Source organism: Sulfurimonas sp. (genome assembly GCF_041563035.1).
Taxonomy (GTDB): domain Bacteria; phylum Campylobacterota; class Campylobacteria; order Campylobacterales; family Sulfurimonadaceae; genus Sulfurimonas.
In genome coordinates, this window is record NZ_JBFFNS010000029.1 from 1 (window position 1) to 20,993 (window position 20,993).

Below are 20,993 nucleotides of genomic sequence, written 5' to 3' on the forward strand. Positions count from 1 at the left end.
ATAAATGGCTAAAGCTGACGTTATAGAAGTTGACGGCAAGATTATTGAAGCATTACCAAATGCAACTTTCCGTGTTGAATTAGAAAATGGACATATTATTTTATGTCATATCGCAGGTAAAATGCGTATGCACTATATTAAAATACTTCCAGGTGATAAAGTGAAATTAGAGTTAACACCATACTCTCTTGATAAGGGACGTATCACTTATCGTTACAAATAAAAAGAGGTTTTACCTCTTTTTTCTATTCCCACTTAAACCTAGTCATAGGTAAATCTAAAGAATTTCCCCATTCTAAAAGTGAAGCTTCATATAGCTTTGTATTTTTAAATCCCATATGTTTATATAAAATATAGAATTCCATAGTTGCAGATAAAGCATTATCAGCATATACTATAACTTCATCACTACTTTTCAGTTCATGTCCATAAATGAATATCTCATCAAGTTCTTTTTGGTCTCTTAGTGTACCATCTCTTAAAAACTTGTCTTTATAAAAACTGCTTTTAGCATATGAGATATGACCTATAGTAGAAACTCTGTTTGAACGCTCTACACCGTAGTACATCTGTGGAGATCTTGCATCTAGTATAGGAGTAGATGCTAGAGAGCTTTGAACTAGATCACGAGATATTAATAGATGCTCCCTTGGCTTAACAACTATATTTCCTTCCTCGCTTGAATCAGGCAGTACTGAAGAAGTCAATCGTTCATTTTCAAATACCCAAGCCATATATCCGCCATCTAAAATACTCAGGTTGTCAAAACCACTATAAAAAAGCATAAATGCCAAATAGCTTGAGTTTAAAATACCTTTGTCAGTGTTGTGTGAATAAATAACTACTTTTGAGTCTTGGTTAATTCCAAGATTTCTTAACTCATTTTGTATAATCTCAGGTGAGTTCATTAAAGAGTATAGATTTTCTGGATCTTGATTTATAAACTTAGATATATCAGAGTTAATGGCACCTTTTACATGACTAGTTTTGTAAATATCAGCGTCTGCTACATCTATGATGATTAAGTTTTTCTCTTTAAGTGAGTTTTTTAGCTCACTTGGAGTTATGAAAGCATCAGATGCAATAAGTGTAAAAAAGCTTATACTTAGTAATAAAAAAAATTTCATATTTTTTAAAATGTTTGAGTATTTCTAAATTCTGATATTTCTGTTTCAACCATTTCGTTAATCATAATTGTAAAAAGATCAGAAATCATATTTGGAGATACATCAAGTTCTATAGCCTTATGACGAACTTTTTGCATAATAAAATCTATACGATCATCAGCTTTTACTTCTTTAACACTCTCTTTAAATGCAGCAGCTTGACGAATCAAATGGCTTCGCTCTGAGATTAACTCAACTAGTTTATCATCTAATTTGTCTATCTCTGTTCTAACTTCTTGTAGTGAATTACATTTAATCATATCTATTTCCTTAATTATTGTGCTTGTGCTAAAAATGGGTTATCAGCTTTTTCTATAGCTTTTCTACCATTTTTGGATGCTTTTTCATATTCATGTAGAAGATAAGCAGCTTCTTTTAACTTTTCTGCTATCTCTTTATCTGCTTTTTCTAAGTCATAGTTATATTTTAGACCAAGCTCATTCTCACTAAGTTCAAACAGTTCTTTTAATGAACGATGAATCTCAACAATTCTCTCCATAAGAGAGATACTTCTGTTTCTTGCGTTTAAAAAGGCTGGTGATTTTTGTACATATTCTTTCATATCATCTGGAGATACAGATGACATCTGGTTAAATAACTTTTCATATTCTTCACATCTAGCAGTAAAGTTTTGGGATAAAACAAAGTTAGCCATTTTTACTTGGAACTTTGCATAATCGAGTGAAAATTGTTCTTTCATTTGTAGCCTGTGATTTGATATAAGTAATATTATCTAAAAAGAGATAAGACTTTGTTAACACTTTAGTAACTATTAAGATATATAATACTTTTACGATTCTCCATGTATGGTCTTAACTTGACTCGAAGACTATACATAGATCCCATTCTCCTTGGGATCGTTTTTTAATCACCTGACTTTAAAATAGATATTTTCTTAGATAGATTTTTACGTTCATCTTCATTTGTAGTGTTAATCATCGCTTCATTTAACCAAAAGAGTACACTTTTCTTATAACCGTAAAAAGAGGCTACTTTTATCATCTCATCTCTAGTAGCGTTACTGAGCTTATCCTTTATAAGTGAAGCAGCTAAAAGTTTGGAAGTCGGTTTGTCTATTTTAAGTATTTCACTATTTGCTTTGGTAAAATCTTTATTTCTTAGATGCAAAGCAAAATCTCTGTATTGGCTGTTTAAGTTTTCTGCTGAATACTCAGACTTTAGTCTTATAAAACTATAGTAAGCTTCTAATGATTCATCATTTACCAAATCAGCAATATTTTGATAATCTTTACAACCGTCATCTATGCCAACACTGATATTTAGAGCACATTCCCCTAAGTAGACACGAGCTAGCATTTTTAAATCTGCACTTTGTTTCGCATGTTTAACAGCTCTACTTAGATCATTTGCCGCCAAAGCATTGTTTGCACTTAAAAAGTTTTTTGTGTAAGAGTCAAAGGCTGTTGTGCTTTTATACTGCCACTGATTTGGTGGAGATTTAAAAGAGCAGGCTGAGAAAAGTAGTAAAGTTAAAGATAAAAGGGCTATTTTTATCATGGGAGTGTTACCTCATTTTTCTGTTCGTCTTGCATTAGTGCATCCACCTTATCCATAATCTGGTTTGATTTTTGAACACTTACAGATATTTGCTCTTTTAGCTCTACTAGGTCTTTGTCGTAACTGCCTACTGCTTTTACAGTACCGTCTAGTGCATCTAGCTTATGTTTAACATCTTTCATTATCGCATCTAGCTCTTTAATAGCTGAAGATGCAGGATTCATTATGCTTGAGTCAAGAGAAGATGTAGTCTTAGAGATATTTTTACTGATAGTATGAAGTTCTTTCATAATCTCTGTAGTCTTATTCAGAGAGTCAATTATACTTTGGGTAGATGCTTTATCACCGGTAATGCTACTCAGTATTGAGTCACTGTTTGATAGTTTGGCTGTAAAATTTTTGATGTTTTGCATCGTCTGTTTAAGATTAGAATCATCTCTAGCTATATCAGCGGTGATAGAGTCTATATTGTTTATAACGCTTATAATCTTATCTACTGCAGGTTCTAGCTTTGATATCATATCATTTATATCATCATTTTGAAGCATCTGAAGTTCAGTACCTGCTTCTAGGACTTCGTTGTCAATTGCAGAGTAAACTTCTATGTGGGCAGAACCTATAAGAGGTTTAATAATCATTAAAACACTTCCCTCGGTTATCCATCTTCTATTGTTCTCATCAACGGAGAAAGTCATAAAAACAGTTCCATCATCGTTTAGTGAGATGTCATCAATAACACCAATGTCAAAACCGGAAAACTTCAATGGCATCCCAACACTGAAAAATGAAGCACTGTCTGTTGTGAAGTGATAGTTGTATCTTTTGTTAAATGTTCCCTTGTCTTCTAGTACTAGATAGAGAAATGTGGTAATAGTTATAAAAAGAGTGATGACAAAAATACCTACAGCAAGTTTCATTTTACTATATTGCATGAGGAGTCCTTATAATGGGTTTCGTTTGAGATAGTGTCTAAGATTAAAATATTTTTCATTACTTTTAACTTATCTATTGCTGATACTATCGTTTTTATATCTCTAAGGTTATCTATCAAATGAAATGGAGATACTATTATAACATCCGACTCTTTAGTCATCAGCGCACGAATAAGACAAACACAAAAAACTTCATAAGAGTTACACTGGTTTAGCCTGTTAAAAGCAATATTTTCCAAATCTATCTTTTTAAGAGACTCTTTTGCTTCTTTTTGAGCTAGCTCTGTAGGCATATGCTCATGTACTTCTTTTATAAGAGCAATATTTTCAAGCATATCAAGGTTAGAGATAAGAGGTGTTTTTTTAGAGATCAGCGAGTACTCATCTCTATTGTTTATATAGTCACCTATCTCATAGTAACGATCAAATAGCTTTACAGTGATTGTAGTAGTAATGATAACACCTCAATAAAAAATAATGCAACAAATAGTTTAACCATTCCATTTAAAACAGAGATTGGAATTGCCGTATATGCACTTGTGGCTTTTAGTCCGCTATATATTGGGATAAGCATTGTCACAAATCCAAAAGCCATACTCTTAACCAATAGAACTACTAAGTCTTTAACCTCTATTGCACTTATAAGTAAGTACTTATATGTATGAAAATCCATATTCATGTAAAAAAGAGTAAAAAGATAACCACTGCTAAGCATAATGACTGCAAACAAAATTGAGAGAGATACTACGCTGATCATCCCACTGATAATCCTTGGTAAAAACAGGTAGTCAATTAAATCTATCTTGTATCTTCTGAGTGTATTTAACTCTTGGTTTACATTCATAACTGCTATCTCTGTGTTTACAGCGGTACTTGAACGAAGAGAGATGAGTAGGGCTGTGAAAAATGGAGAAAACTCATCTATAACGAAAGTAATGATAATAGAACCAATCTCATCTTGTAGACCATATTCCGTAGCAAGAGCGATGACTACACCAATGATGACAGAGCCAAAAAGAACAGCCATAGTAGTAAAAAGAGGAATGATACCTACTGCAGTAAAGTAGATCTGTTTTGTTAGAACCATCCTCATAGCAGGGTTGTAACTAGCAGGTTTAACCATGTGGAGTAAACATATAGATGTGAACTTTAATGCTTCATAGAATGATGATAATGTGTTTATTGTTTTATCGCCAATACTCTCTATAAATCTTAAAACCACTTCTATACTCCTAATATGAATTATTATCCTATATTTTGCCTTAGTGTTTGGTATAATTTTGCTAATTTTGACTTAGCCATTAGTAATATCTGGATTGTGAGTAACACCTATATTAATTATACTTTTTCACTAGTACAAAAGGAGCTGAATATGTTTGTAAACTTTGATTGGATAACGCTAAAAGAGTATAAAGAGCTTGAACAAGGTTTAGAGATAGTCTATGGATATGGTGATACTCCTTTTGGTAAAGCTATTTTAGCATCTACAAAAAGAGGTGTCTGCTTTTTGGCTTTTAATGAGGATAAAGAAAAACTGTTCTTTGAGTTAGAGAAAAGTTGGTTAAATGCTCTTTTAGTTCGTGATGATGCAAAAATAGAAAACGAGTTAAAAAGTATATTTTTAGATAACAAAAAAGTGGATATATTTGTAAAGGGAACAAACTTTCAGATAAATGTCTGGAAGGCACTTTTGAATATCCCAGATGCAAGTGTTACAACTTACCAAGATATAGCAAACTCTATAGATAAACCAAAAGCAGTTAGGGCAGTAGCAAGTGCAATAGGCTCAAATAACATTGCTTACCTTATCCCTTGCCATAGAGTGATAGGAAAGTCAGGTGCTATGAGTGGTTACAGATGGGGAATAGATAAAAAGAGGATTATACTGGCTTACGAGGCGATGAAAGATATAGATGAAAAAAACAAATAAAATATATGAAATTTATAAGCTCCTTTATAAGAGTTACGGACCACAGGGCTGGTGGCCATTTGTAAACTATGATGGAGCGAATGAATCTAAAAATGGAAATACAGAGGGTTACCATATACTTGACTATACTTTTCCAAGAGATATATATGAGATCTTTGAAGTGTGCTTAGGTTCTATACTTACACAAAATACTAGTTTTACATCAGTAGTGAAATCTCTACACAACTTAAAAAACTTAAATGCACTAACTCCTAGTACTATAAAAAAACTAGATATAGATGATTTAAAACTTGCTATAAAACCATCAGGGTACCATAATCAAAAGGCTAAGTATATTTTAGAATTTATCTCTTTTTTTGAGAGTCTAGAAGCAAGAACGCCAACCAGAGATGAACTTTTGTCAGTTTTAGGTGTAGGTCAAGAGACAGCTGACTCGATACTTTTATATGGATATAATGTGCCAGAGTTTAAAATAGACGCATATACAAAAAGAGTACTCTTAGAACTTGGACTTATAGACGAGAAAGCAAAATACCAAGATATGAAACAACTTATGCAAGAGGCTTTAACAGAGTGCATAGAAGATGAGAAAGAGAGAGTTATTGTCTTTCAAGAATATCACGCCCTTATAGTAAACCATTCCAAAGAGTTTTACTCTAAAAAACCTTACGGTGTAGGATGCTTTTTAAAAGAGAAAATTATATGAATATAAATTTATTAGACAGAAATAACAACGTTGCAATACTTCTTGCAGGAATATTGGCGATTTTTGTAGGTGTCGGTGTAGCAAGATTTGCTTTTACTTCACTACTTCCATCTATGTTAAATGATTTTTTATCTATTACAGATGCTGGTGTACTGGCCTCTTTTAATTTTGCAGGATATTTATCAGGTGCTATTTTTACCATCTTTATGAAAGATATCAACACAAAAGTAAAATACTTTAGAATAGGTCTGATTTTAAGTGTTTTAACAACACTAGTCTTAGCAACAACAACAAATGAGATTATATGGTTGCTCTCAAGGGTCGTCGCAGGTTTTGGTTCGGCAATGCTTTTAATAGTCGGTGGAGCACTGGTGATGGTAAAGCTAAACTATGAAGATAAGACAAAAGCTATGGGTATACACTTTAGCGGAATCGGTATTGCCATAGTAGCTAGTGAACTTATAAGCCAATACGTACTAAAGAGTGGAAACTGGGCAGATGCCTGGCTTACTCTGAGCCTTTTTGCCTTTATAGTTTCCTTTTATTCTATGTATATTCTCTCTTTTGATAAGGTATTAAAGCAAGAAGCTGTAAAACATAAACTATCTAAGTCTATATTTTCTACATATGTAATCTTGCTGATACTTGCATATTTTACAGAGGGTGTAGGTTTTGTAGTGCAAGGTACATTCTTACCAGACATAATCAACTCTTTAGAGGGTCTTGATGGTTATGGAAGTCTTGGTTGGCTTGTTGTGGGAATAGCAGGTATACCATCTTCTATAATCTGGATGCGTTTAGCTCATAACTATGGAAGCGTTAACATAATCATTGTCGCAATGGCTCTACAAGTTGTGGGTATTTTAATTCCTGCTTTTACTACAAACATATATCTTAATTTACTAAGCGGTGCTCTATATGGAAGCACATTTATAGGACTTGTTGCACTCTTTATGCACCTAGGTGGAAAACTTGCCGGTAAAAATCCTGTAGTGCTTATGGGTTCTATGACAGCGGCTTATGGCATCGGTCAGGTTGGTGCGCCTCTTTACAGTGTAGCATTAATAGAGTACTTTGGAAACTATAACTCTACTCTTTATGTAACAGCAGCTATTGTTTTTACTGGGATATTATTCTTAGTTTATGCGAAGAGGATAGAATCTTCTCACATTTAAAGATGCGAGAAGATAATTGATTAGAATTTAGCGTTTGGAATAGGGTGGTTATCAACAACGAAGTCTATATCTTTGTCACCTCTACCACTTAGATTGATAAGTATTGTTTGGTCACTACTCATAGTCTTCGCTAGTTTCATTGCATAAGCTACAGCATGAGCTGATTCAAGTGCAGGAATGATACCTTCAAGTTGAGACAGTTTGTAAAATGCATCAACCGCTTCTTCGTCATTACAAAGACCTACCGTTGTTCTGCCTATAGCTTGCAGGTGTGCATGCTCAGGTCCAACAGACGGATAGTCAATACCAGAACCTATAGAGTAAACAGGGGCAGGCTCACCATTTGCATCTTTGAGCATGATAGAGTTAAATCCGTGCATTACACCCTCTTCACCATAAGTAAGTGTTGCTGCGTGCTCACCAAGCTCTTCACCTCTACCCATAGGCTCAACACCATGAAGTTCAACTTCTTTATCATCGATAAATCCGGCAAAGATTCCCATAGCATTTGATCCACCGCCGACACATGCAACTACTGCATCCGGAAGCTTTTCTTCATGCTCAAAAAACTGCTCTTTTGCTTCATGTCCTACTACTGACTGAAAGTCTCTTACCATCATTGGAAATGGATGCGGTCCAACTACCGAACCGATACAGTAAATGGCTTTATCAGCTTGTGGTACATAGCTGTCAAATGCACTGTCAACTGCTTCTTTAAGCGTTTTTAACCCATGAGTAGCTGGAATAACATTAGCACCAAGGATCTTCATGCGAACAACATTTGGATGCTCTTTGGCTATATCTACCTCGCCCATATGAATCTCACACTCCAGTCCAAAGTATGCAGCAGCTGTTGCAAGAGCAACACCGTGTTGCCCGGCACCAGTCTCAGCAATAACTTTTGTCTTACCTAGATGCTTAGCTAAAATAACTTCGGCCATACAGTGATTTAGTTTATGTGCGCCTGTATGATTTAAGTCTTCTCTTTTTAGGTAGATTTTTGCTCCACCGCAAAGTTCAGTCAGATTTTTTGCAAATGAGATAGGAGTAGGTCTTCCTTGATAGTGCTTTCTAACATATTTAAGTTCTTCAATAAATTTTGGAGAGTCTTTTAATTCTTTGTAGGCTTGAGTGATATCAGCAAAAGGCTGCTCTAATACAGGTGGTATAAAAGAGCCTCCGAATTTTCCAAAAAATCCATTTTCATCTGGAGTTGATTCTAGGTAAGATTTAGACATGAAAGTTGTTCCTTTTTTATATTTGGAACAATTATAGTTAATTTGGCTTGATAATTTTCTTTATCTCTTTAGGAATATGTGCAAAAGGGATGTTTTGCATACCTAACTTTACACCGTCTGCATCTGTAACCATAACATCAAGGCTCATAGCAGTAGGGTAATAGCGTATTGCTTTGTATGACATTTTTTGAATCATAAAGTTTATTTTTTTGTCAGATAGTTCTACACTTTTTTTCTGTTTCTTTCCCATAAGTTAATCCTTTATATATATACCGGTATCTTTAATATCTATCTTACCAGCTTCTTGCAGCGTTGTAAGTGAACGTTTGAAATCTTTTTTGCTAAGACCAAAAACATCTTTTATAAGCTCTGCATCACTTTTGTAGTTGTAAGGCATAATGCCGTTATTTTCTTTTAGAAGTTCAAGAACTTTATCAGAAGAACTACCGCTTTTTTTACTGCCTGCTTTTCTAAGGTTCAGGTCAATGTTTCCATCTTTTCTAACAGCCTTTACAAAAGCTTTTTTTCTATCGCCAAGTTTTATGTTCTCAAAAATCTCATTGTGATAAATAAGACCTTCGTACTTATCTTCTACTATACACTTGTATCCAAGTGGAGTCTTTGCAATAATCAAGATATTGACTTCATCAGCTATTTTGATGCCTTTGACTTTTCTCTCAAAAAAGTCACCAAGTTTCTCTGTTCCTACAAGACGGTGAGTTCTTTCATCATAGATGACTCTTAGGAATCTTTTTTCGCCAACTTTAAAAGGAGTTTTTTGAAACATATTTGGTACTAAAAGATCTTTACTTAAACCCCAGTCCATAAATGCTCCAAAAGGTGCAGTGTCTATAACTTCAAAGAGTGCCATCTCATCAAGTTTTGCAGTTGGAGTGAGTGTTGTAGCTACAAGTCTGTCCTCTGAATCTGTATATAAAAATACATCTACAAGTGTTCTCTCTTTCATTTCTGGAGTAAGATATTGTCCCGGTAGAAGTACATCATTGCCATCAAGTGCCATCAGGTATGCGCCTGGAGTTGTTAATCTGTCTATAAGAAGTGTGTTTATTTTACCTAGTTCTAGGTATTCGCTTTGTTTCATTGTGTTTCTCCGGTTATTCCGTTATTTTAGTTTACGTGGTTCTACACGTAAATTATTGATGACATTATATCTGTTTTGATATGTTTAAATGGTTAAGGGGTGTGAATCAAACACTCTTTCATCATTGGCTCAAGTGTTTGTGCATCGATATCACCGGTAACGACAATATTTGAACCATCTTTTGTGCTATAGAACTCTATATTGTCTATTTTTGCCATTATTTCTGGATCGCAATCACAATCACAATCACCGCTTTTACAAGCTTCTATTTTAGAAGCTATAGCATCTGTTTTAAATCCTGAGAGAGTCGCTTTTACACCACTTTTTGTATTTGTAACTTTAAACATTTTAAATTCCTTTTTAAGTTAGTGATAATAATACCACTAGAAGTATTGGTGGAGTTACGATGAGTCCAAATTTAGAGTAAGACCAGAAACTGATTTTAACTCCTTTTCTATTTAGTGTGTGTAGCCAAAGAAGGGTTGCCAGTGAACCAAACGGAGTCATTTTTGGCCCAAGGTTACATCCAACTATGTTCGCATAAATCATCGCTTCATTAGCAATATCTACAAGTGCGATATCCATAACCATAATGGTCGGCATATTGTTCATGAAAGCACTTAAAAATGCTGCTAAAAATCCAGTTCCCACAACTGCTACTACTTCACTTTGAGAGTTTAGATACACAAGTATCTCAGTTATATAGTCTGTAAGTCCTGCATTTTTTAGACCATAAACAACAATGTATAAACCAAGTGAAAACCATACAACCTGCCAAGGAGCTTCTTTGATGATATGTTTTGGCTCTACTGTTTTCGTTGCAGATGCTATTAGTAGAAAAAGAACTCCACCACCAAGTGCAAAAACAGAAACAGGAATATTATAAGCATCTCCGATGAAATAACCAGCTAGTAAAAGAGCTAAAAACAACCAGCTAAAGTTAAATAATCCCTTGTGTTTTATAACATCATCAGGATTTTTAAGAAGATGAATATCTACAGTTTGAGGTATGTCTTTTCTCAAAATTATCCAAAGTACAACCATACTTGCAATTACACTTACAAAATAAGGAAGAATCATGTTTGAGAAAAACTCAGCAAACCCAATATCAAAATAGTTAGCCGTTACAATGTTCGTAAGGTTTGAAAATACAAAAGGCAGAGACGCACTATCACTTATGAACCCACCTGCTAGTAAGAAAGCCAAAATTGTTTTTGTGTTTAGACGAAGGATATTCATCTTAGCAAGTAAGATAGGAGTAAGTATCAGTGCAGCTCCATCGTTTGCAAAAAGGGCAGATACAATAGCTCCAAGGATGATAGAATAGACAAACATCAGATGCCCGTTTCCATGAGAAAGTTTTGCCATCTTAAGTGCTGCCCACTCAAAGAAACCTATTTCATCAAGAACCATAGAGAGTATGATTATCCCGATAAAAGCAAGCGTAGCATCCCAGATAATGTCAAAGACTATCCCGACATCACTGATGCTCACTACTCCTGCACTAAGTGCAACAATAGCACCGATAACAGCAGTTGTTCCAATCTGTAGTCCACGAGGCTGCCAGATAACAAAAAGAAGAGTTATAAGAAATATGATAGATGCTAATAACATTATAGACCCAGTTCCATTCTAACTATAGGAGTCAGTTCCATCTTGATAAGCTTTAGAGTCTTCTCGAATGCCGAATAGTTTTTTCCATCAGGATCTTCATAACCTACATGTATAACTCTAGTATTTTTTGGAAAAACAGGACATGACTCCATCGCATTATCGCAAACAGTTACAACAAGATCATAATCTTCATCTATAACTTTATCTAGAGTTTTTGAGTGGTATTCATCTCTCCATAGATTGTTTTCTTGTAGAACTTTTTTAGCATTTGGATTTACTTTTCCGCTTGCTTTTACTCCTGAACTTTGGGCATCTACACCATCTAAGTATGCATTTAATACTGCTTCTCCGATGATAGATCTACAACTGTTTCCTGTACATAATATTAAAACTTTTTTATTCACTTTTACATCCTTTATTTAACTCTGGTATTTTTATGTCGCAGAAGCTAATCTCTTTTAAGATAGATTGTCTAAACTCATCCATAGGGGTTTTAATAGAGTAATATGCCCATCTTCCACGTCTATCTACTTTTAAAAATCCACCATCTTTTAATATCTTTAGGTGTCTTGATATACGTGATTGGATCATGTTAAAAGAGTTTTCTATATCGCATACACAGACCTCACCGTTTTTATCAATGAAGTGAAGTATTTCTACTCTCGTTTCATCATTTATTGAGCCGATGGTTTTTAAAAATATTTCCATTATCAGAACTTCCTTTTGCTATTAAAAATAAAATAATAGCATAATATTTTTATATATCAAGATATATTGATGTATTGATAGTATATTTTGACTAGACACAAGAAAAAGTAGAAGATAAATTAGGTACAATTACGATTATGAATAGAAGATTTTTTTTAACAACTTTATCATTATCACCACTTCTTGCAAATGATCTAATAAATAATAGCAAGGATATTTACCTCTCATATCAAGAGTACACAACGCTCAAGAGCTTAAATAACAGACTCAAAAGATTGAGCAGATATGTGGGCTACGCAAATTTTAATATAATCTCATTTAATGAGGCCCTATACTATGGCAGAAACTATTCAAAAGTTGGTATATTTACAAAAGATGAACTAGCTTTGGTTGATAAGCTTTTTTCAGAAAACCCCAATCAGTACGGCTTTTATGGGGCTAAGACATGTACAGATATTAATAACAAAATCTCCAGTAAAGATGTTGTAAAAGTTTCTTACACAGGACACTACCTCTTTAAAGGTAAACCTGTAGAAGATTATGAAAAGTTAAAAAAAGATATTGGACGTACCCTTGTTTTAACATCTGGGGTAAGAAATGTTGTGAAGCAGTTAAGCCTTTATTGTAATAAGTTGTCTCATAATGGAGGTAACATTACACAAGCTTCTATACAGATAGCACCTCCTGCCCATTCTTACCATACAATCAGTGATTTTGATGTTGGTCGCCGTGGCTGGGGATATAAAAACTTCACAGATGCATTTGCATCTACTTTAGAGTTTAAAAAGATGACAAAGCTTGACTACATAAGTATGAGATATAACAAAAATAATAGTGATGGAGTACGATTTGAACCGTGGCATGTTGAAGTTATATAGTTTAATACTACTGCTTGTACTGCCTCTTGTTTTAAGTGCTCAAAATGGCTTTAAATTTGACCTTATACAAAAAGGCAAACTGGACAAAAACACTCTACTCGTGGTCGGTGGCATCCAAGGTGATGAACCAGGTGGATTTATCTCTGCATCTATTCTTGCTACACACTATGAGATCACAAAAGGTTCTATCTGGATAGTACCAAACCTGAACTTTTACAGCATCATCAAAAGAAGTAGAGGACCATATGGGGATATGAACAGAAAGTTTGCTGAGCTTTCTAAAAAAGACCCTGAGTATGAGGCAGTTACAAGAATTAAAAACTATATCAAAGATGATAATGTAAAACTTGTGGTTAACCTGCATGACGGCAGCGGGTTTTACAGACCAAAATATGAAGACAGTATGCACTCACCAAATAGATGGGGGCAGTGCTCTATAGTAGATCAATCCCATATAGATATACCAAAATATGGAAATCTTTCAGAAATCTCTGTTGAAGTTGTAAAACATGTAAATGAGAATCTTATTAAAAGTGAAGACATCTATCATGTGCATAATACTAAAACAAAAGATGGTGATAAAGAGATGGAGAAAAGTCTTACTTACTTCGCTATAAATCAAGGCAAAGCAGCCTTTGGTAATGAAGCTAGTAAAAATCTTCCTACACATAAGAGAGTCTATTACCATCTTTTAGCCCTAGAAAAATATATGGACATAATGGGAATAGAGTATAAAAGAAAATTTACTCTTGACGCAAACGGTGTATATAAAGCGATCAATGATGATATATACATCTCTTTGTATGATGAAAAGATTAAACTACCTCTTTCTGAGATAAGAAATATGGTGAAATATTTTCCAATTAAAAAAGATGGTGTTGTAGACTTTAAAGCTAGTAATCCACTTCTTACAATTATAAAAAAAGATAACACTTATGTCATCCAGTATGGTAACAGAAGACTCTCAAGGCTCAAAGCTGATTACCAAGATATAGATGCTGAGCATAAAAGTGTAAAATTAAAGGTAGATGGGAAGCTGCAAGATGTTAAGTTTGGATCACTCATAGATGTTAAGACGAGTTTTTTAGTAGAAGAAAATAGTGCCTATAGAGTTAATGTTATAGGATATACAAACAAAAAGAAAAAAGAGACAGGTATAGAGATAAAGAACAAAGAGATTCCAAAACACTTCTCTATTGATACAAAAGGCACTATCTTCAGAGTTGAATATTACACTGAAAATAAATTTGCGGGTATGGTTTTGATTAAATTTAGAACTTAGTTTTTTACATCAGTTAAGAAAAAGTTGACTCCGATAATATACGATTATATATATTAAAGGATAAACTATGTTTAAAGTAATTGTAGAACAAGAGTGTGGCTGTTTTAAAAAAAGCTCGTTAGAAAATGGAATCGAGATAGCATCTAAAGATGATGCACTTATGAAATCAATAGAGATGAGAGACCATATGAACGATGAGTTCTGTGGTAAACACGAATTTAAAGTTCAAGAAGCAGGTAGTAACTTTGTTATTGCATTTGCTGAGTCAACAAGCAACGGTTGTTGTGGCGGCGGATGTGGAAGTCATTAAGACTTTCCACTTCCGACTCTACTATTTATCGTAAAGATAAAATTTATTGAATTTTATCATAGAAGTCAATTCTTGCCCATATTGAGCACCCAATTCAGAGTAACGATCTAACTTTTTCACCAGTTTATAGGGATCATCTGTTCGCATCTTTAACTTTCTAAACTCTTTAAATGCATGAGAGCGACCCAAGTTCTTGTAGTAGTCTCTTACAGAATCTTCAATACTAGCATATTTTTTAAGCCATATAGTTTTACTACCTCTTGTTTCGCCTGCAGCTATTCTCGGCTCATTTTTGTTAAATGACCAAACACCGAATATATTTGTAGCCTTTGTAAAAAATCTTGAAGTTGCCCATGCACTCTCCATAGCAGCTTGTGCGACAGCTATACTTCTTGGATGCGGTTTTAAAGCCATCAGTAGCTCTTCATCTGTCTTTACTTTATAAGTTGTTTTTAGACTTTCAATTTTTTTACTATATTTCGGGTTATTAAGATTCTTAGATATATCCTTAAACTGAACATCTAACTCTTTATAAACATTATCTACAGCCGGTGCTATAAGAGAGCGGAATCTCTCTTTTTTTTCTTTAACACTCATTGGTTTTGACTCTTTAGCCACTAAAGTACTTGAGCATATTAGCATTGTCAGGACTAGGGCTAGTTTAAAAACTTTCATATAAGAAACTCCATATCTAGTTTTGTACTATACGAGCTAAGCATAGCTCTCTCAAAATCGTTGTTAGTTGAGTATTGGTAACCAAAGGTTTTACTCCACATCTCATGCTCTTCCATACAAAGGTAGAAGAATACATCTTTATGCCAAGGAGTAAAACTCTCATAGGCATGTTTAAACATTTCCACTTTTATAGAATCAGGATAAGAGCTTTTACCGCTTGCATCTTGAAGTGGCATCTGAGTTATTTTACTTCTGAACTCTCTATCTCTAAGTTGTTTGATAACAGGTTTTATAAATGTCAGCGTACCAAAGCTAACAAGTGCAACTTCGCTAGGGTTAAACTCTTTTAAAAGTCTTGCATAAACTTTAGCATAATCACTTAGATAGTTTTCATATTGTACTATTGGGTGAAAGTGAAAACCGACTTTCACACCTTTGTCAGCGACAGCTCTTGCAGATGCTAAACGCTTATCAAGAGAAGCTGCCAGATGCTCTTCGTTTTCTATGATAGTCGGAGTGTTCAGTGACCATGTACAAAGTATGTTGTTTGGTATATCACGCTCTAAAAAATATTTTATGTTGTCTGATTTTGTCTTAAATTCTAAGATGACATTTGGATTTTCTTTTGCAAACAGAAAAAGAGCGTCCAATATACCTTCACGATTTCCCCACATCAACGAGTCAGATGCTTGACCTGTACCTATATGGTAAGTTTTGTTTTTATCAAGATTCAGGTTCTTTAGTTTATCTGCAAAATTGCTGTCAAAGGTAATGGTGTTTTGATTGTAAAAACTCTGTATAGAACAGTACGAACAGTCAAACCCACAACTCTCTACAGCATCTAGAGTTAAAAGATTGCAGCATCTAGTCTTCTCAGATGCAACAGGACAAAGTCCAAGACCAAAGCCATCTTTAGCTTCTGTTTTAAAGGTGAACTTTTGTTCTTGTGGTATGTTTTTAAGCTCGAAGTTCTCATATGAGTTAGGCTTGTTGCGTATATCTTCATATGCTTTTCGAAGTCTGGTAAAAACAACCTTTTTTTGATTATGATCTGGAAAGAGTTTTATTATGCTTTCTTCATTCCAGGTACTAAGGTCTCTGGCAATGTCAATTATCTGTTTTATCTCTTGATGGGAAAACTTTAGTTCAAGTGATTTGTTTTTTATAAACTCTTGTTCGTTTTTTGGAAGCTTTATAAAAAGAGTGTTTTTGACAGAGTCGTTAAATTTGTTTAAATATGTATTCATAAGTGGCATTTTAGCAAAATGTTTACTAATGCTATTTTATGATTTTATTTCAACTCTGTTTCTACCGTTCTGTTTGGCTGTATATAATGCCTCATCAGATAGTCTTATCATATCTTCAAGTGAATCTGAGAAACCAAAGTAAATACCGGTAGATATAGTATATGATATTTTAGTTCCGTCTGCATCTATTACATTTTCTTCAAAATTTTCTCTTATTTTTTCAAAAAGCAGCTTTGTATCTTCAAGAGTTATATCTTCAAGAAGTATACAAAACTCTTCCCCACCAAAACGTGCCATAAGATCGGAAGTCCTTAGATTTTTGTCCAGTATCTTTTTTACTTCTTGTATTGCAATATCGCCTATATCGTGACCATATGTGTCATTGATGTTTTTAAACTTATCTATATCTATCATAGCCACTGCAAGTGGAGTATCCTTTCTTTTGTTTTTGGAGTATAGGGATTCTCCACTGTCAAAAAAATATCGTCTGTTATATGCACCTGTTAAGAAATCTTTGTTAGCCATATCTCTGATTTTTTCAAAAAGGTCTAAAAGTTCCAAGTTAGAGTTAACTCTTGTTATTATCTCATTTTCAGTAAATGGCTTGTTTATAAAATCATTTGCACCAAATTTTAAAAACTTACCTATAGTAGTTTGTGCTTCAAGAGAACTAATAACGATAATACCAAGTTGATCTTTTTTAGCTTTTTCTCTGATTTTAAAAGTAAGATCAAGCCCATTCATTTTTGGCATCTCATAATCGGTAAGTACAAGGGAAATGTTATTTTCCTTGTTGGATAGTATTTCCAATGCTTCCTCACCATCAGAAGCCTCAAGAACATTGAGTTTGATCTTTTCTAATGTATCACGTAAAATCTGTCTATAGAGTTTTGAGTCATCCACTATTAAAACTGTAGTGTCGTAATTCTTTAAAGTTCTAGATATATCTTTAACAGCAAATTTTATACTTGAAGGATCATTTTTCAAAATAACATCAATGACATCTTTTTTAAGTATAGAGTTTTGCACTTTTTCATCTACCGTCCCTGTAAGAACAACTGATGGGATGTTGTGAGAGTTTGCAAGTCCAACAACTTCTCCATCTGGAGCATCTGGAAGATTTAGGTCTAGTAGTGCAGCATGAAAATCGCCTTTATGCTCTCTTAATAGACGAACAGCCTCTTTATAGCTTGAAGCAAAATACGGTTCAATATCACTGTGTTTTTCTAACTCTATTCTTAGCATAATTAAAACTGTTTGACTATCATCAACTACTAAGACTTTTTTCATAAGGTATGCCTATTGATATTTATTTGCTAGTTAGCTTAAATTATAACAATTTAGAATAAATGTCAGATTAAACATCATATAATTTTTATGATTTTATTTCAACTCTGTTTCTACCACTTTCTTTTGCTATATATAGTGCCTCATCAGAGAGTCTTATCATATCTTCAAGTGAATCTGATGAACCAAAATACACTCCAATTGATACCGTATAAGTGATAGTATATTTACTTGTTCTAATGATATTGTTTTGAAATTTAGTTCTTATCTTCTCAAATAGTAGTCTTACATTTTCAAATGTAATATCTTCTAGAAGCACGCAAAATTCTTCTCCTCCAAAACGTGCCATTAGATCTGAATCTCTTAAATTTTTGTCTAATATTTTTTTTGCTTCTTGTATTGCAATATCTCCGGTATCATGCCCATATGTGTCATTGATGTTTTTAAACTTATCTATATCAATCATGGCAACTGCTAAAGAAGATTTATTTCTTTTACTTTTTTTGTATATATAATCTCCGGTATCAAAAAAATATCGTCTGTTATATGCGCCTGTTAAAAAATCTTTATTGGCCATATCTTTTATTTGTCCAAATAGGTCCAAAAGTTCTAAGTTAGCATTGATTCTAGTCACAATTTCATTATGTGTGAATCTTTTGTTAATAAAATCATTTGCACCAATTTTCAAAAACTTACTGATTATATTTTGCTCTTCAACAACACTTATCGCGATAATTCCCAGTTGATCTTTTTTATATTTTTTTCGCAGTCTAAATGTAAGTTCCAGCCCATCCATATTTGGCATCTCGTAATCTGTTAGAACGAGGGAGATATTTTTATTATTTTCCAATATCTCTAAAGCTTCAATACCATCACATGCTTCGGCTACTTCGAGTTTAATCTTTTTTAAACTATCTTTTAAAATTTTTCTATAAAGTTCTGAATCGTCCACTATTAAAATCGTTGTATCATAGTTCTTCAGTGTTCTTGATATGTCAGTAACGGCACAAACTATACTGGATAAATCATCTTTTGAAATAATATTTATGACATCTTTTTTGACTAATGAGTCTTGTATCTTTTCATCTGTTATATCAGTCAATATAACAGATGGTATATTGTAAAAAGTAGCAAGTTCGACAATCTCTTCGCCTTTGGCATCTGGTAGATGTATATCTAGTAAAGCTGCATGAAATTTGCCTTGGTGCTCAATTACAAGGTTCATAGCTTCTGTATAACTATGGGCAAAATATGCTTCAATATCAGTATGTTTCTTAAGCTCTGGTTTTAGCAAAGTTAAAACTTTTTGATCATCATCAACTACTAAGACTTTCTTCATTGCTTATACCTATAATAATTATTTTTAACACTGATTATAGCCATAAACAATAAATAATATAGGAAAGATGTAAAATTATATTGCATAGTGTCATTTTTTTAAGATCAAGTAATTATATAAGTTAGAATTTTTAACTTACTGTAATTATTAGGAGTTTAAAATGATTTTAGGTAAATGCCCATACTGTGATGGTGGATCAATTGAAGTTAGAGATAAAGAGGTAAGTGGTAAAAAAGTAAAACTATACGCTTGCTCAAATGCAAACTGGAAAACAGAAGATGGTGAGATGTATGAGCTTACTGAAGCTTCTACCTGTGATTTTAAGATTTGGCAAAATGCACTAGCTCGATATGGTAAATGGCTTTCATATAAAGAGGTTAGAGAACTTCTTGAAGATGAGTCAGTTGAAGTAGAACTACTAAGTAAAAAATATGGTAAAAAAGTTTATTACAATAAACACATAATACTTAGTCCGGAATATGGTGTTAGTGTTTTATGGAATTAGAATGTTTTATAAAGAAAATATGAAAACTTAAACATAAAAGCTCTGCAGGAGACACATTTCATACTTATTAGTTTAAACTAAGGGTTGTTTTAGCACTAAAATAGCCTTTTCATAGATAAAAACATATATATTAATCTCTCTTAATAAATCTTTTACATTAATTTGGGTACAATCCTCATCCGCTTTGCTGTTTTAACATAATAGTTGAGTATTTTTATCTTTATATACTATATATAGATAAAAGTATTGGCAAGCAAAAATATTGTTTGCCTACATGCAGCAAAGACAAAGACAAAACTAAAATTCATAAAGTAGAGGTTGTTCTCTCACCGATAGGTGAAGCTTTAGTGACTGAGTAGAAGCTGGACTTGTTCAGATTTTATGAGATTAATATAAAGGCTTTCAATGAAAGTACGTGCTTCAGTAAAGAAGATGTGTGATGACTGTAAAGTTATCAAGAGAAAAGGCATTGTAAGAGTAATCTGCAAAGTTAAAAAACATAAACAGAGACAAGGATAACCATGGCTCGTATTTCTGGTGTTGATTTACCTAAAAAGAAAAGAGTAGAGTATGGTCTAACATACATCTATGGTATTGGTTTACACGCTTCTCGTCTAATTTTAGACGCGACAGGTATAGACTATAACAAAAGAGTTTTCGAATTAAACGAAGCAGATGTAGCAGCTATTACTGCGGAAATCCGTGCCAACCATATGGTTGAAGGTGATTTACGTAAAAAAGTTGCTATGGATATTAAGGCACTTATGGATTTAGGTTCATACAGGGGTCTACGTCACCGTCGTGGTCTTCCATGTCGTGGTCAAAAAACTAAGACAAATGCGCGTACTCGTAAGGGTAAACGTAAAACTGTCGGCGCAGCATAAGGATTAACAGATGGCAAAAAGAAAAGCTGTTAGAAAAAAAGTAGTAAAAAAGAATATTGCACGTGGTATCGTTCATATCGCTGCATCATTCAATAATACACTTGTAACTATTACTGATGAAATGGGTAATATGATTGCATGGAGTTCTGCTGGTAGCCTTGGTTTTAAGGGTTCTAAAAAATCTACTCCATTCGCGGCTCAAGCAGCTGTTGAAGATGCAGTAGCTAAAGCTCAAGTACATGGTATAAAAGAACTTGGTATTAAAGTTCAAGGTCCTGGTTCAGGTCGTGAAACAGCAACTAAAGCTGTAGGTGCTATCGAAGGTATTCGCGTTACATTTATGAAAGATGTTACTGCATTACCACACAACGGTTGTCGCGCACCTAAGCGTCGTAGAGTTTAAGGAGATTACTGATGGCAAGATATAGAGGTCCAGTAGAAAAAATCGAAAGAAGATTCGGTGTAAGCCTTAACTTAAAAGGTGAGCGTCGTTTAGC

29 protein-coding genes and 1 pseudogene are annotated in these 20,993 nt (G+C 33.7%); 12 read left to right on the plus strand and 18 right to left on the minus strand.

Annotation, left to right across the window (positions count from 1 at the left end; all coding sequences use genetic code 11):
- Positions 1-4: 4 nt before the first annotated feature.
- Positions 5-223, plus strand: coding sequence for a translation initiation factor IF-1 (gene infA, locus ABZC13_RS12960; protein ID WP_013326041.1), 219 nt, complete (start codon positions 5-7; stop codon positions 221-223).
- A gap of 22 nt (positions 224-245) precedes the next feature.
- On the opposite strand, the gene ABZC13_RS12965 is transcribed toward infA, so the two are convergent.
- The 7 genes from ABZC13_RS12965 to ABZC13_RS12995 form a co-directional block, all read right to left on the minus strand.
- Positions 246-1,127 (minus strand): sulfurtransferase, encoded by an 882-nt coding sequence (locus ABZC13_RS12965; RefSeq protein ID WP_373004695.1) that lies wholly within the window; start codon positions 1,125-1,127, stop codon positions 246-248.
- A gap of 5 nt (positions 1,128-1,132) precedes the next feature.
- Positions 1,133-1,426, minus strand: a complete 294-nt coding sequence (locus ABZC13_RS12970) for a chorismate mutase (RefSeq protein WP_373004698.1) — start codon at positions 1,424-1,426, stop codon at positions 1,133-1,135.
- A 14-nt stretch (positions 1,427-1,440) separates the two neighbouring features.
- On the minus strand, positions 1,441-1,866 hold the full coding sequence (locus tag ABZC13_RS12975) for a hypothetical protein (protein WP_373004701.1): 426 nt from the start codon (positions 1,864-1,866) through the stop codon (positions 1,441-1,443).
- 164 nt (positions 1,867-2,030) lie between these two features.
- Positions 2,031-2,684, minus strand: a complete 654-nt coding sequence (locus tag ABZC13_RS12980; RefSeq protein ID WP_373004703.1) for a hypothetical protein — start codon at positions 2,682-2,684, stop codon at positions 2,031-2,033.
- Positions 2,681-3,616, minus strand: coding sequence for an MlaD family protein (locus tag ABZC13_RS12985; RefSeq protein WP_373004706.1), 936 nt, complete (start codon positions 3,614-3,616; stop codon positions 2,681-2,683). The genes ABZC13_RS12980 and ABZC13_RS12985 overlap by 4 nt, the downstream gene beginning before the upstream one ends.
- On the minus strand, positions 3,598-3,951 hold the full coding sequence (locus ABZC13_RS12990) for a hypothetical protein (protein WP_373004709.1): 354 nt from the start codon (positions 3,949-3,951) through the stop codon (positions 3,598-3,600). The genes ABZC13_RS12985 and ABZC13_RS12990 overlap by 19 nt, the downstream gene beginning before the upstream one ends.
- A gap of 98 nt (positions 3,952-4,049) precedes the next feature.
- Positions 4,050-4,838, minus strand: coding sequence for an ABC transporter permease (locus ABZC13_RS12995; RefSeq protein ID WP_373004711.1), 789 nt, complete (start codon positions 4,836-4,838; stop codon positions 4,050-4,052).
- A gap of 150 nt (positions 4,839-4,988) precedes the next feature.
- On the opposite strand from ABZC13_RS12995, the gene ABZC13_RS13000 reads away from it, so the two are divergent.
- From ABZC13_RS13000 to ABZC13_RS13010, 3 genes are read left to right on the plus strand one after another with little or no spacing between them, the layout of a single operon-like run.
- The gene (locus ABZC13_RS13000; protein WP_373004714.1) at positions 4,989-5,546 is read left to right on the plus strand and encodes a methylated-DNA--[protein]-cysteine S-methyltransferase; all 558 of its coding nucleotides are present in this window, start codon (positions 4,989-4,991) and stop codon (positions 5,544-5,546) included.
- Positions 5,530-6,252 (plus strand): endonuclease III domain-containing protein, encoded by a 723-nt coding sequence (locus ABZC13_RS13005; RefSeq protein WP_373004716.1) that lies wholly within the window; start codon positions 5,530-5,532, stop codon positions 6,250-6,252. The genes ABZC13_RS13000 and ABZC13_RS13005 overlap by 17 nt, the downstream gene beginning before the upstream one ends.
- The gene (locus ABZC13_RS13010; protein ID WP_373004719.1) at positions 6,249-7,427 is read left to right on the plus strand and encodes a YbfB/YjiJ family MFS transporter; all 1,179 of its coding nucleotides are present in this window, start codon (positions 6,249-6,251) and stop codon (positions 7,425-7,427) included. The genes ABZC13_RS13005 and ABZC13_RS13010 overlap by 4 nt, the downstream gene beginning before the upstream one ends.
- A gap of 20 nt (positions 7,428-7,447) precedes the next feature.
- Here the strand turns inward: ABZC13_RS13010 and trpB are convergent, their stop codons facing one another.
- From trpB to ABZC13_RS13045, 7 genes are all read right to left on the minus strand, one after another.
- Positions 7,448-8,665, minus strand: a complete 1,218-nt coding sequence (trpB, locus tag ABZC13_RS13015; protein WP_373004722.1) for a tryptophan synthase subunit beta — start codon at positions 8,663-8,665, stop codon at positions 7,448-7,450.
- A 37-nt stretch (positions 8,666-8,702) separates the two neighbouring features.
- Complete coding sequence (locus ABZC13_RS13020; RefSeq protein WP_373004725.1) at positions 8,703-8,915, minus strand: hypothetical protein; 213 nt, start codon at positions 8,913-8,915, stop codon at positions 8,703-8,705.
- A gap of 3 nt (positions 8,916-8,918) precedes the next feature.
- Positions 8,919-9,767 carry a S1 RNA-binding domain-containing protein gene (locus ABZC13_RS13025; protein WP_373004728.1) on the minus strand — a complete coding sequence of 283 codons (849 nt, stop codon included), beginning with the start codon at positions 9,765-9,767 and terminating at the stop codon, positions 8,919-8,921.
- Between the two features lie 92 nt (positions 9,768-9,859).
- Positions 9,860-10,114, minus strand: a complete 255-nt coding sequence (locus ABZC13_RS13030) for a hypothetical protein (protein WP_373004731.1) — start codon at positions 10,112-10,114, stop codon at positions 9,860-9,862.
- A gap of 13 nt (positions 10,115-10,127) precedes the next feature.
- The gene (locus ABZC13_RS13035; protein ID WP_373004735.1) at positions 10,128-11,381 is read right to left on the minus strand and encodes an arsenic transporter; all 1,254 of its coding nucleotides are present in this window, start codon (positions 11,379-11,381) and stop codon (positions 10,128-10,130) included.
- Positions 11,381-11,785, minus strand: coding sequence for an arsenate reductase ArsC (locus tag ABZC13_RS13040; protein ID WP_373004738.1), 405 nt, complete (start codon positions 11,783-11,785; stop codon positions 11,381-11,383). The genes ABZC13_RS13035 and ABZC13_RS13040 overlap by 1 nt, the downstream gene beginning before the upstream one ends.
- Positions 11,778-12,089, minus strand: a complete 312-nt coding sequence (locus tag ABZC13_RS13045; protein ID WP_373004741.1) for an ArsR/SmtB family transcription factor — start codon at positions 12,087-12,089, stop codon at positions 11,778-11,780. Before ABZC13_RS13045 ends, ABZC13_RS13040 begins: the two co-directional genes overlap by 8 nt.
- Before the next feature lie 137 nt (positions 12,090-12,226).
- Between ABZC13_RS13045 and ABZC13_RS13050 the strand changes: the two genes are divergently transcribed.
- The 3 genes from ABZC13_RS13050 to ABZC13_RS13060 all read left to right on the plus strand — a co-directional run bounded on the left by ABZC13_RS13050 (position 12,227) and on the right by ABZC13_RS13060 (position 14,559).
- A complete protein-coding gene (locus ABZC13_RS13050; RefSeq protein WP_373004744.1) occupies positions 12,227-12,967 on the plus strand; it encodes a M15 family metallopeptidase in 741 nt (246 codons plus the stop codon).
- Positions 12,939-14,249, plus strand: a complete 1,311-nt coding sequence (locus ABZC13_RS13055) for a M99 family carboxypeptidase catalytic domain-containing protein (protein ID WP_373004747.1) — start codon at positions 12,939-12,941, stop codon at positions 14,247-14,249. The genes ABZC13_RS13050 and ABZC13_RS13055 overlap by 29 nt, the downstream gene beginning before the upstream one ends.
- A gap of 67 nt (positions 14,250-14,316) precedes the next feature.
- Positions 14,317-14,559: a hypothetical protein gene (locus tag ABZC13_RS13060; RefSeq protein ID WP_373004750.1), complete on the plus strand. Its 243-nt coding sequence runs from the start codon at positions 14,317-14,319 to the stop codon at positions 14,557-14,559.
- Positions 14,560-14,580: 21 nt separating this feature from the next.
- On the opposite strand, the gene ABZC13_RS13065 is transcribed toward ABZC13_RS13060, so the two are convergent.
- From ABZC13_RS13065 to ABZC13_RS13080, 4 genes are all read right to left on the minus strand, one after another.
- Positions 14,581-15,234, minus strand: a complete 654-nt coding sequence (locus ABZC13_RS13065) for a glucosaminidase domain-containing protein (RefSeq protein ID WP_373004753.1) — start codon at positions 15,232-15,234, stop codon at positions 14,581-14,583.
- Positions 15,231-16,481 carry a radical SAM protein gene (locus ABZC13_RS13070; RefSeq protein WP_373004756.1) on the minus strand — a complete coding sequence of 417 codons (1,251 nt, stop codon included), beginning with the start codon at positions 16,479-16,481 and terminating at the stop codon, positions 15,231-15,233. The genes ABZC13_RS13065 and ABZC13_RS13070 overlap by 4 nt, the downstream gene beginning before the upstream one ends.
- A gap of 36 nt (positions 16,482-16,517) precedes the next feature.
- Positions 16,518-17,771 carry a diguanylate cyclase gene (locus ABZC13_RS13075; RefSeq protein WP_373004759.1) on the minus strand — a complete coding sequence of 418 codons (1,254 nt, stop codon included), beginning with the start codon at positions 17,769-17,771 and terminating at the stop codon, positions 16,518-16,520.
- An 85-nt stretch (positions 17,772-17,856) separates the two neighbouring features.
- Complete coding sequence (locus tag ABZC13_RS13080) at positions 17,857-19,107, minus strand: diguanylate cyclase (protein WP_373004762.1); 1,251 nt, start codon at positions 19,105-19,107, stop codon at positions 17,857-17,859.
- Between the two features lie 160 nt (positions 19,108-19,267).
- Here ABZC13_RS13080 and ABZC13_RS13085 point away from each other — a divergent pair, with 160 nt between their 5' ends.
- From ABZC13_RS13085 to rpsD, 5 genes and pseudogenes are all read left to right on the plus strand, one after another.
- Positions 19,268-19,612, plus strand: coding sequence for a hypothetical protein (locus ABZC13_RS13085; protein WP_373004765.1), 345 nt, complete (start codon positions 19,268-19,270; stop codon positions 19,610-19,612).
- Positions 19,613-20,017: 405 nt separating this feature from the next.
- Positions 20,018-20,131, plus strand: a complete 114-nt coding sequence (gene rpmJ, locus ABZC13_RS13090; protein WP_008338806.1) for a 50S ribosomal protein L36 — start codon at positions 20,018-20,020, stop codon at positions 20,129-20,131.
- A gap of 2 nt (positions 20,132-20,133) precedes the next feature.
- On the plus strand, positions 20,134-20,496 hold the full coding sequence (gene rpsM / locus ABZC13_RS13095) for a 30S ribosomal protein S13 (protein ID WP_373004768.1): 363 nt from the start codon (positions 20,134-20,136) through the stop codon (positions 20,494-20,496).
- 10 nt (positions 20,497-20,506) lie between these two features.
- Complete coding sequence (gene rpsK / locus ABZC13_RS13100) at positions 20,507-20,899, plus strand: 30S ribosomal protein S11 (RefSeq protein WP_373004771.1); 393 nt, start codon at positions 20,507-20,509, stop codon at positions 20,897-20,899.
- An 11-nt stretch (positions 20,900-20,910) separates the two neighbouring features.
- Positions 20,911-20,993 (plus strand): annotated as a pseudogene (gene rpsD, locus ABZC13_RS13105) (30S ribosomal protein S4); the annotation flags it as partial.

Coding starts and splice junctions, on each gene's coding strand:
- ABZC13_RS13050 (WP_373004744.1), top strand. CDS start 12,227: ATGAATAGAAGATTTTTTTTAACAACTTTATCATTATCACCACTTCTT.
- ABZC13_RS13000 (WP_373004714.1), top strand. CDS start 4,989: ATGTTTGTAAACTTTGATTGGATAACGCTAAAAGAGTATAAAGAGCTT.
- ABZC13_RS13070 (WP_373004756.1), bottom strand. CDS start 16,481: ATGAATACATATTTAAACAAATTTAACGACTCTGTCAAAAACACTCTT.
- rpsM (WP_373004768.1), top strand. CDS start 20,134: ATGGCTCGTATTTCTGGTGTTGATTTACCTAAAAAGAAAAGAGTAGAG.
- ABZC13_RS13085 (WP_373004765.1), top strand. CDS start 19,268: ATGATTTTAGGTAAATGCCCATACTGTGATGGTGGATCAATTGAAGTT.
- ABZC13_RS12970 (WP_373004698.1), bottom strand. CDS start 1,426: ATGATTAAATGTAATTCACTACAAGAAGTTAGAACAGAGATAGACAAA.
- rpmJ (WP_008338806.1), top strand. CDS start 20,018: ATGAAAGTACGTGCTTCAGTAAAGAAGATGTGTGATGACTGTAAAGTT.
- ABZC13_RS13010 (WP_373004719.1), top strand. CDS start 6,249: ATGAATATAAATTTATTAGACAGAAATAACAACGTTGCAATACTTCTT.
- ABZC13_RS13020 (WP_373004725.1), bottom strand. CDS start 8,915: ATGGGAAAGAAACAGAAAAAAAGTGTAGAACTATCTGACAAAAAAATA.
- trpB (WP_373004722.1), bottom strand. CDS start 8,665: ATGTCTAAATCTTACCTAGAATCAACTCCAGATGAAAATGGATTTTTT.
- infA (WP_013326041.1), top strand. CDS start 5: ATGGCTAAAGCTGACGTTATAGAAGTTGACGGCAAGATTATTGAAGCA.
- ABZC13_RS13030 (WP_373004731.1), bottom strand. CDS start 10,114: ATGTTTAAAGTTACAAATACAAAAAGTGGTGTAAAAGCGACTCTCTCA.
- ABZC13_RS12965 (WP_373004695.1), bottom strand. CDS start 1,127: ATGAAATTTTTTTTATTACTAAGTATAAGCTTTTTTACACTTATTGCA.
- ABZC13_RS13080 (WP_373004762.1), bottom strand. CDS start 19,107: ATGAAGAAAGTCTTAGTAGTTGATGATGATCAAAAAGTTTTAACTTTG.
- ABZC13_RS12985 (WP_373004706.1), bottom strand. CDS start 3,616: ATGCAATATAGTAAAATGAAACTTGCTGTAGGTATTTTTGTCATCACT.
- ABZC13_RS12975 (WP_373004701.1), bottom strand. CDS start 1,866: ATGAAAGAACAATTTTCACTCGATTATGCAAAGTTCCAAGTAAAAATG.
- ABZC13_RS13045 (WP_373004741.1), bottom strand. CDS start 12,089: ATGGAAATATTTTTAAAAACCATCGGCTCAATAAATGATGAAACGAGA.
- ABZC13_RS13060 (WP_373004750.1), top strand. CDS start 14,317: ATGTTTAAAGTAATTGTAGAACAAGAGTGTGGCTGTTTTAAAAAAAGC.
- ABZC13_RS13005 (WP_373004716.1), top strand. CDS start 5,530: ATGAAAAAAACAAATAAAATATATGAAATTTATAAGCTCCTTTATAAG.
- ABZC13_RS13075 (WP_373004759.1), bottom strand. CDS start 17,771: ATGAAAAAAGTCTTAGTAGTTGATGATAGTCAAACAGTTTTAATTATG.
- rpsK (WP_373004771.1), top strand. CDS start 20,507: ATGGCAAAAAGAAAAGCTGTTAGAAAAAAAGTAGTAAAAAAGAATATT.
- ABZC13_RS13035 (WP_373004735.1), bottom strand. CDS start 11,381: ATGTTATTAGCATCTATCATATTTCTTATAACTCTTCTTTTTGTTATC.
- ABZC13_RS12980 (WP_373004703.1), bottom strand. CDS start 2,684: ATGATAAAAATAGCCCTTTTATCTTTAACTTTACTACTTTTCTCAGCC.
- ABZC13_RS13025 (WP_373004728.1), bottom strand. CDS start 9,767: ATGAAACAAAGCGAATACCTAGAACTAGGTAAAATAAACACACTTCTT.
- ABZC13_RS12990 (WP_373004709.1), bottom strand. CDS start 3,951: ATGCTTGAAAATATTGCTCTTATAAAAGAAGTACATGAGCATATGCCT.
- ABZC13_RS13065 (WP_373004753.1), bottom strand. CDS start 15,234: ATGAAAGTTTTTAAACTAGCCCTAGTCCTGACAATGCTAATATGCTCA.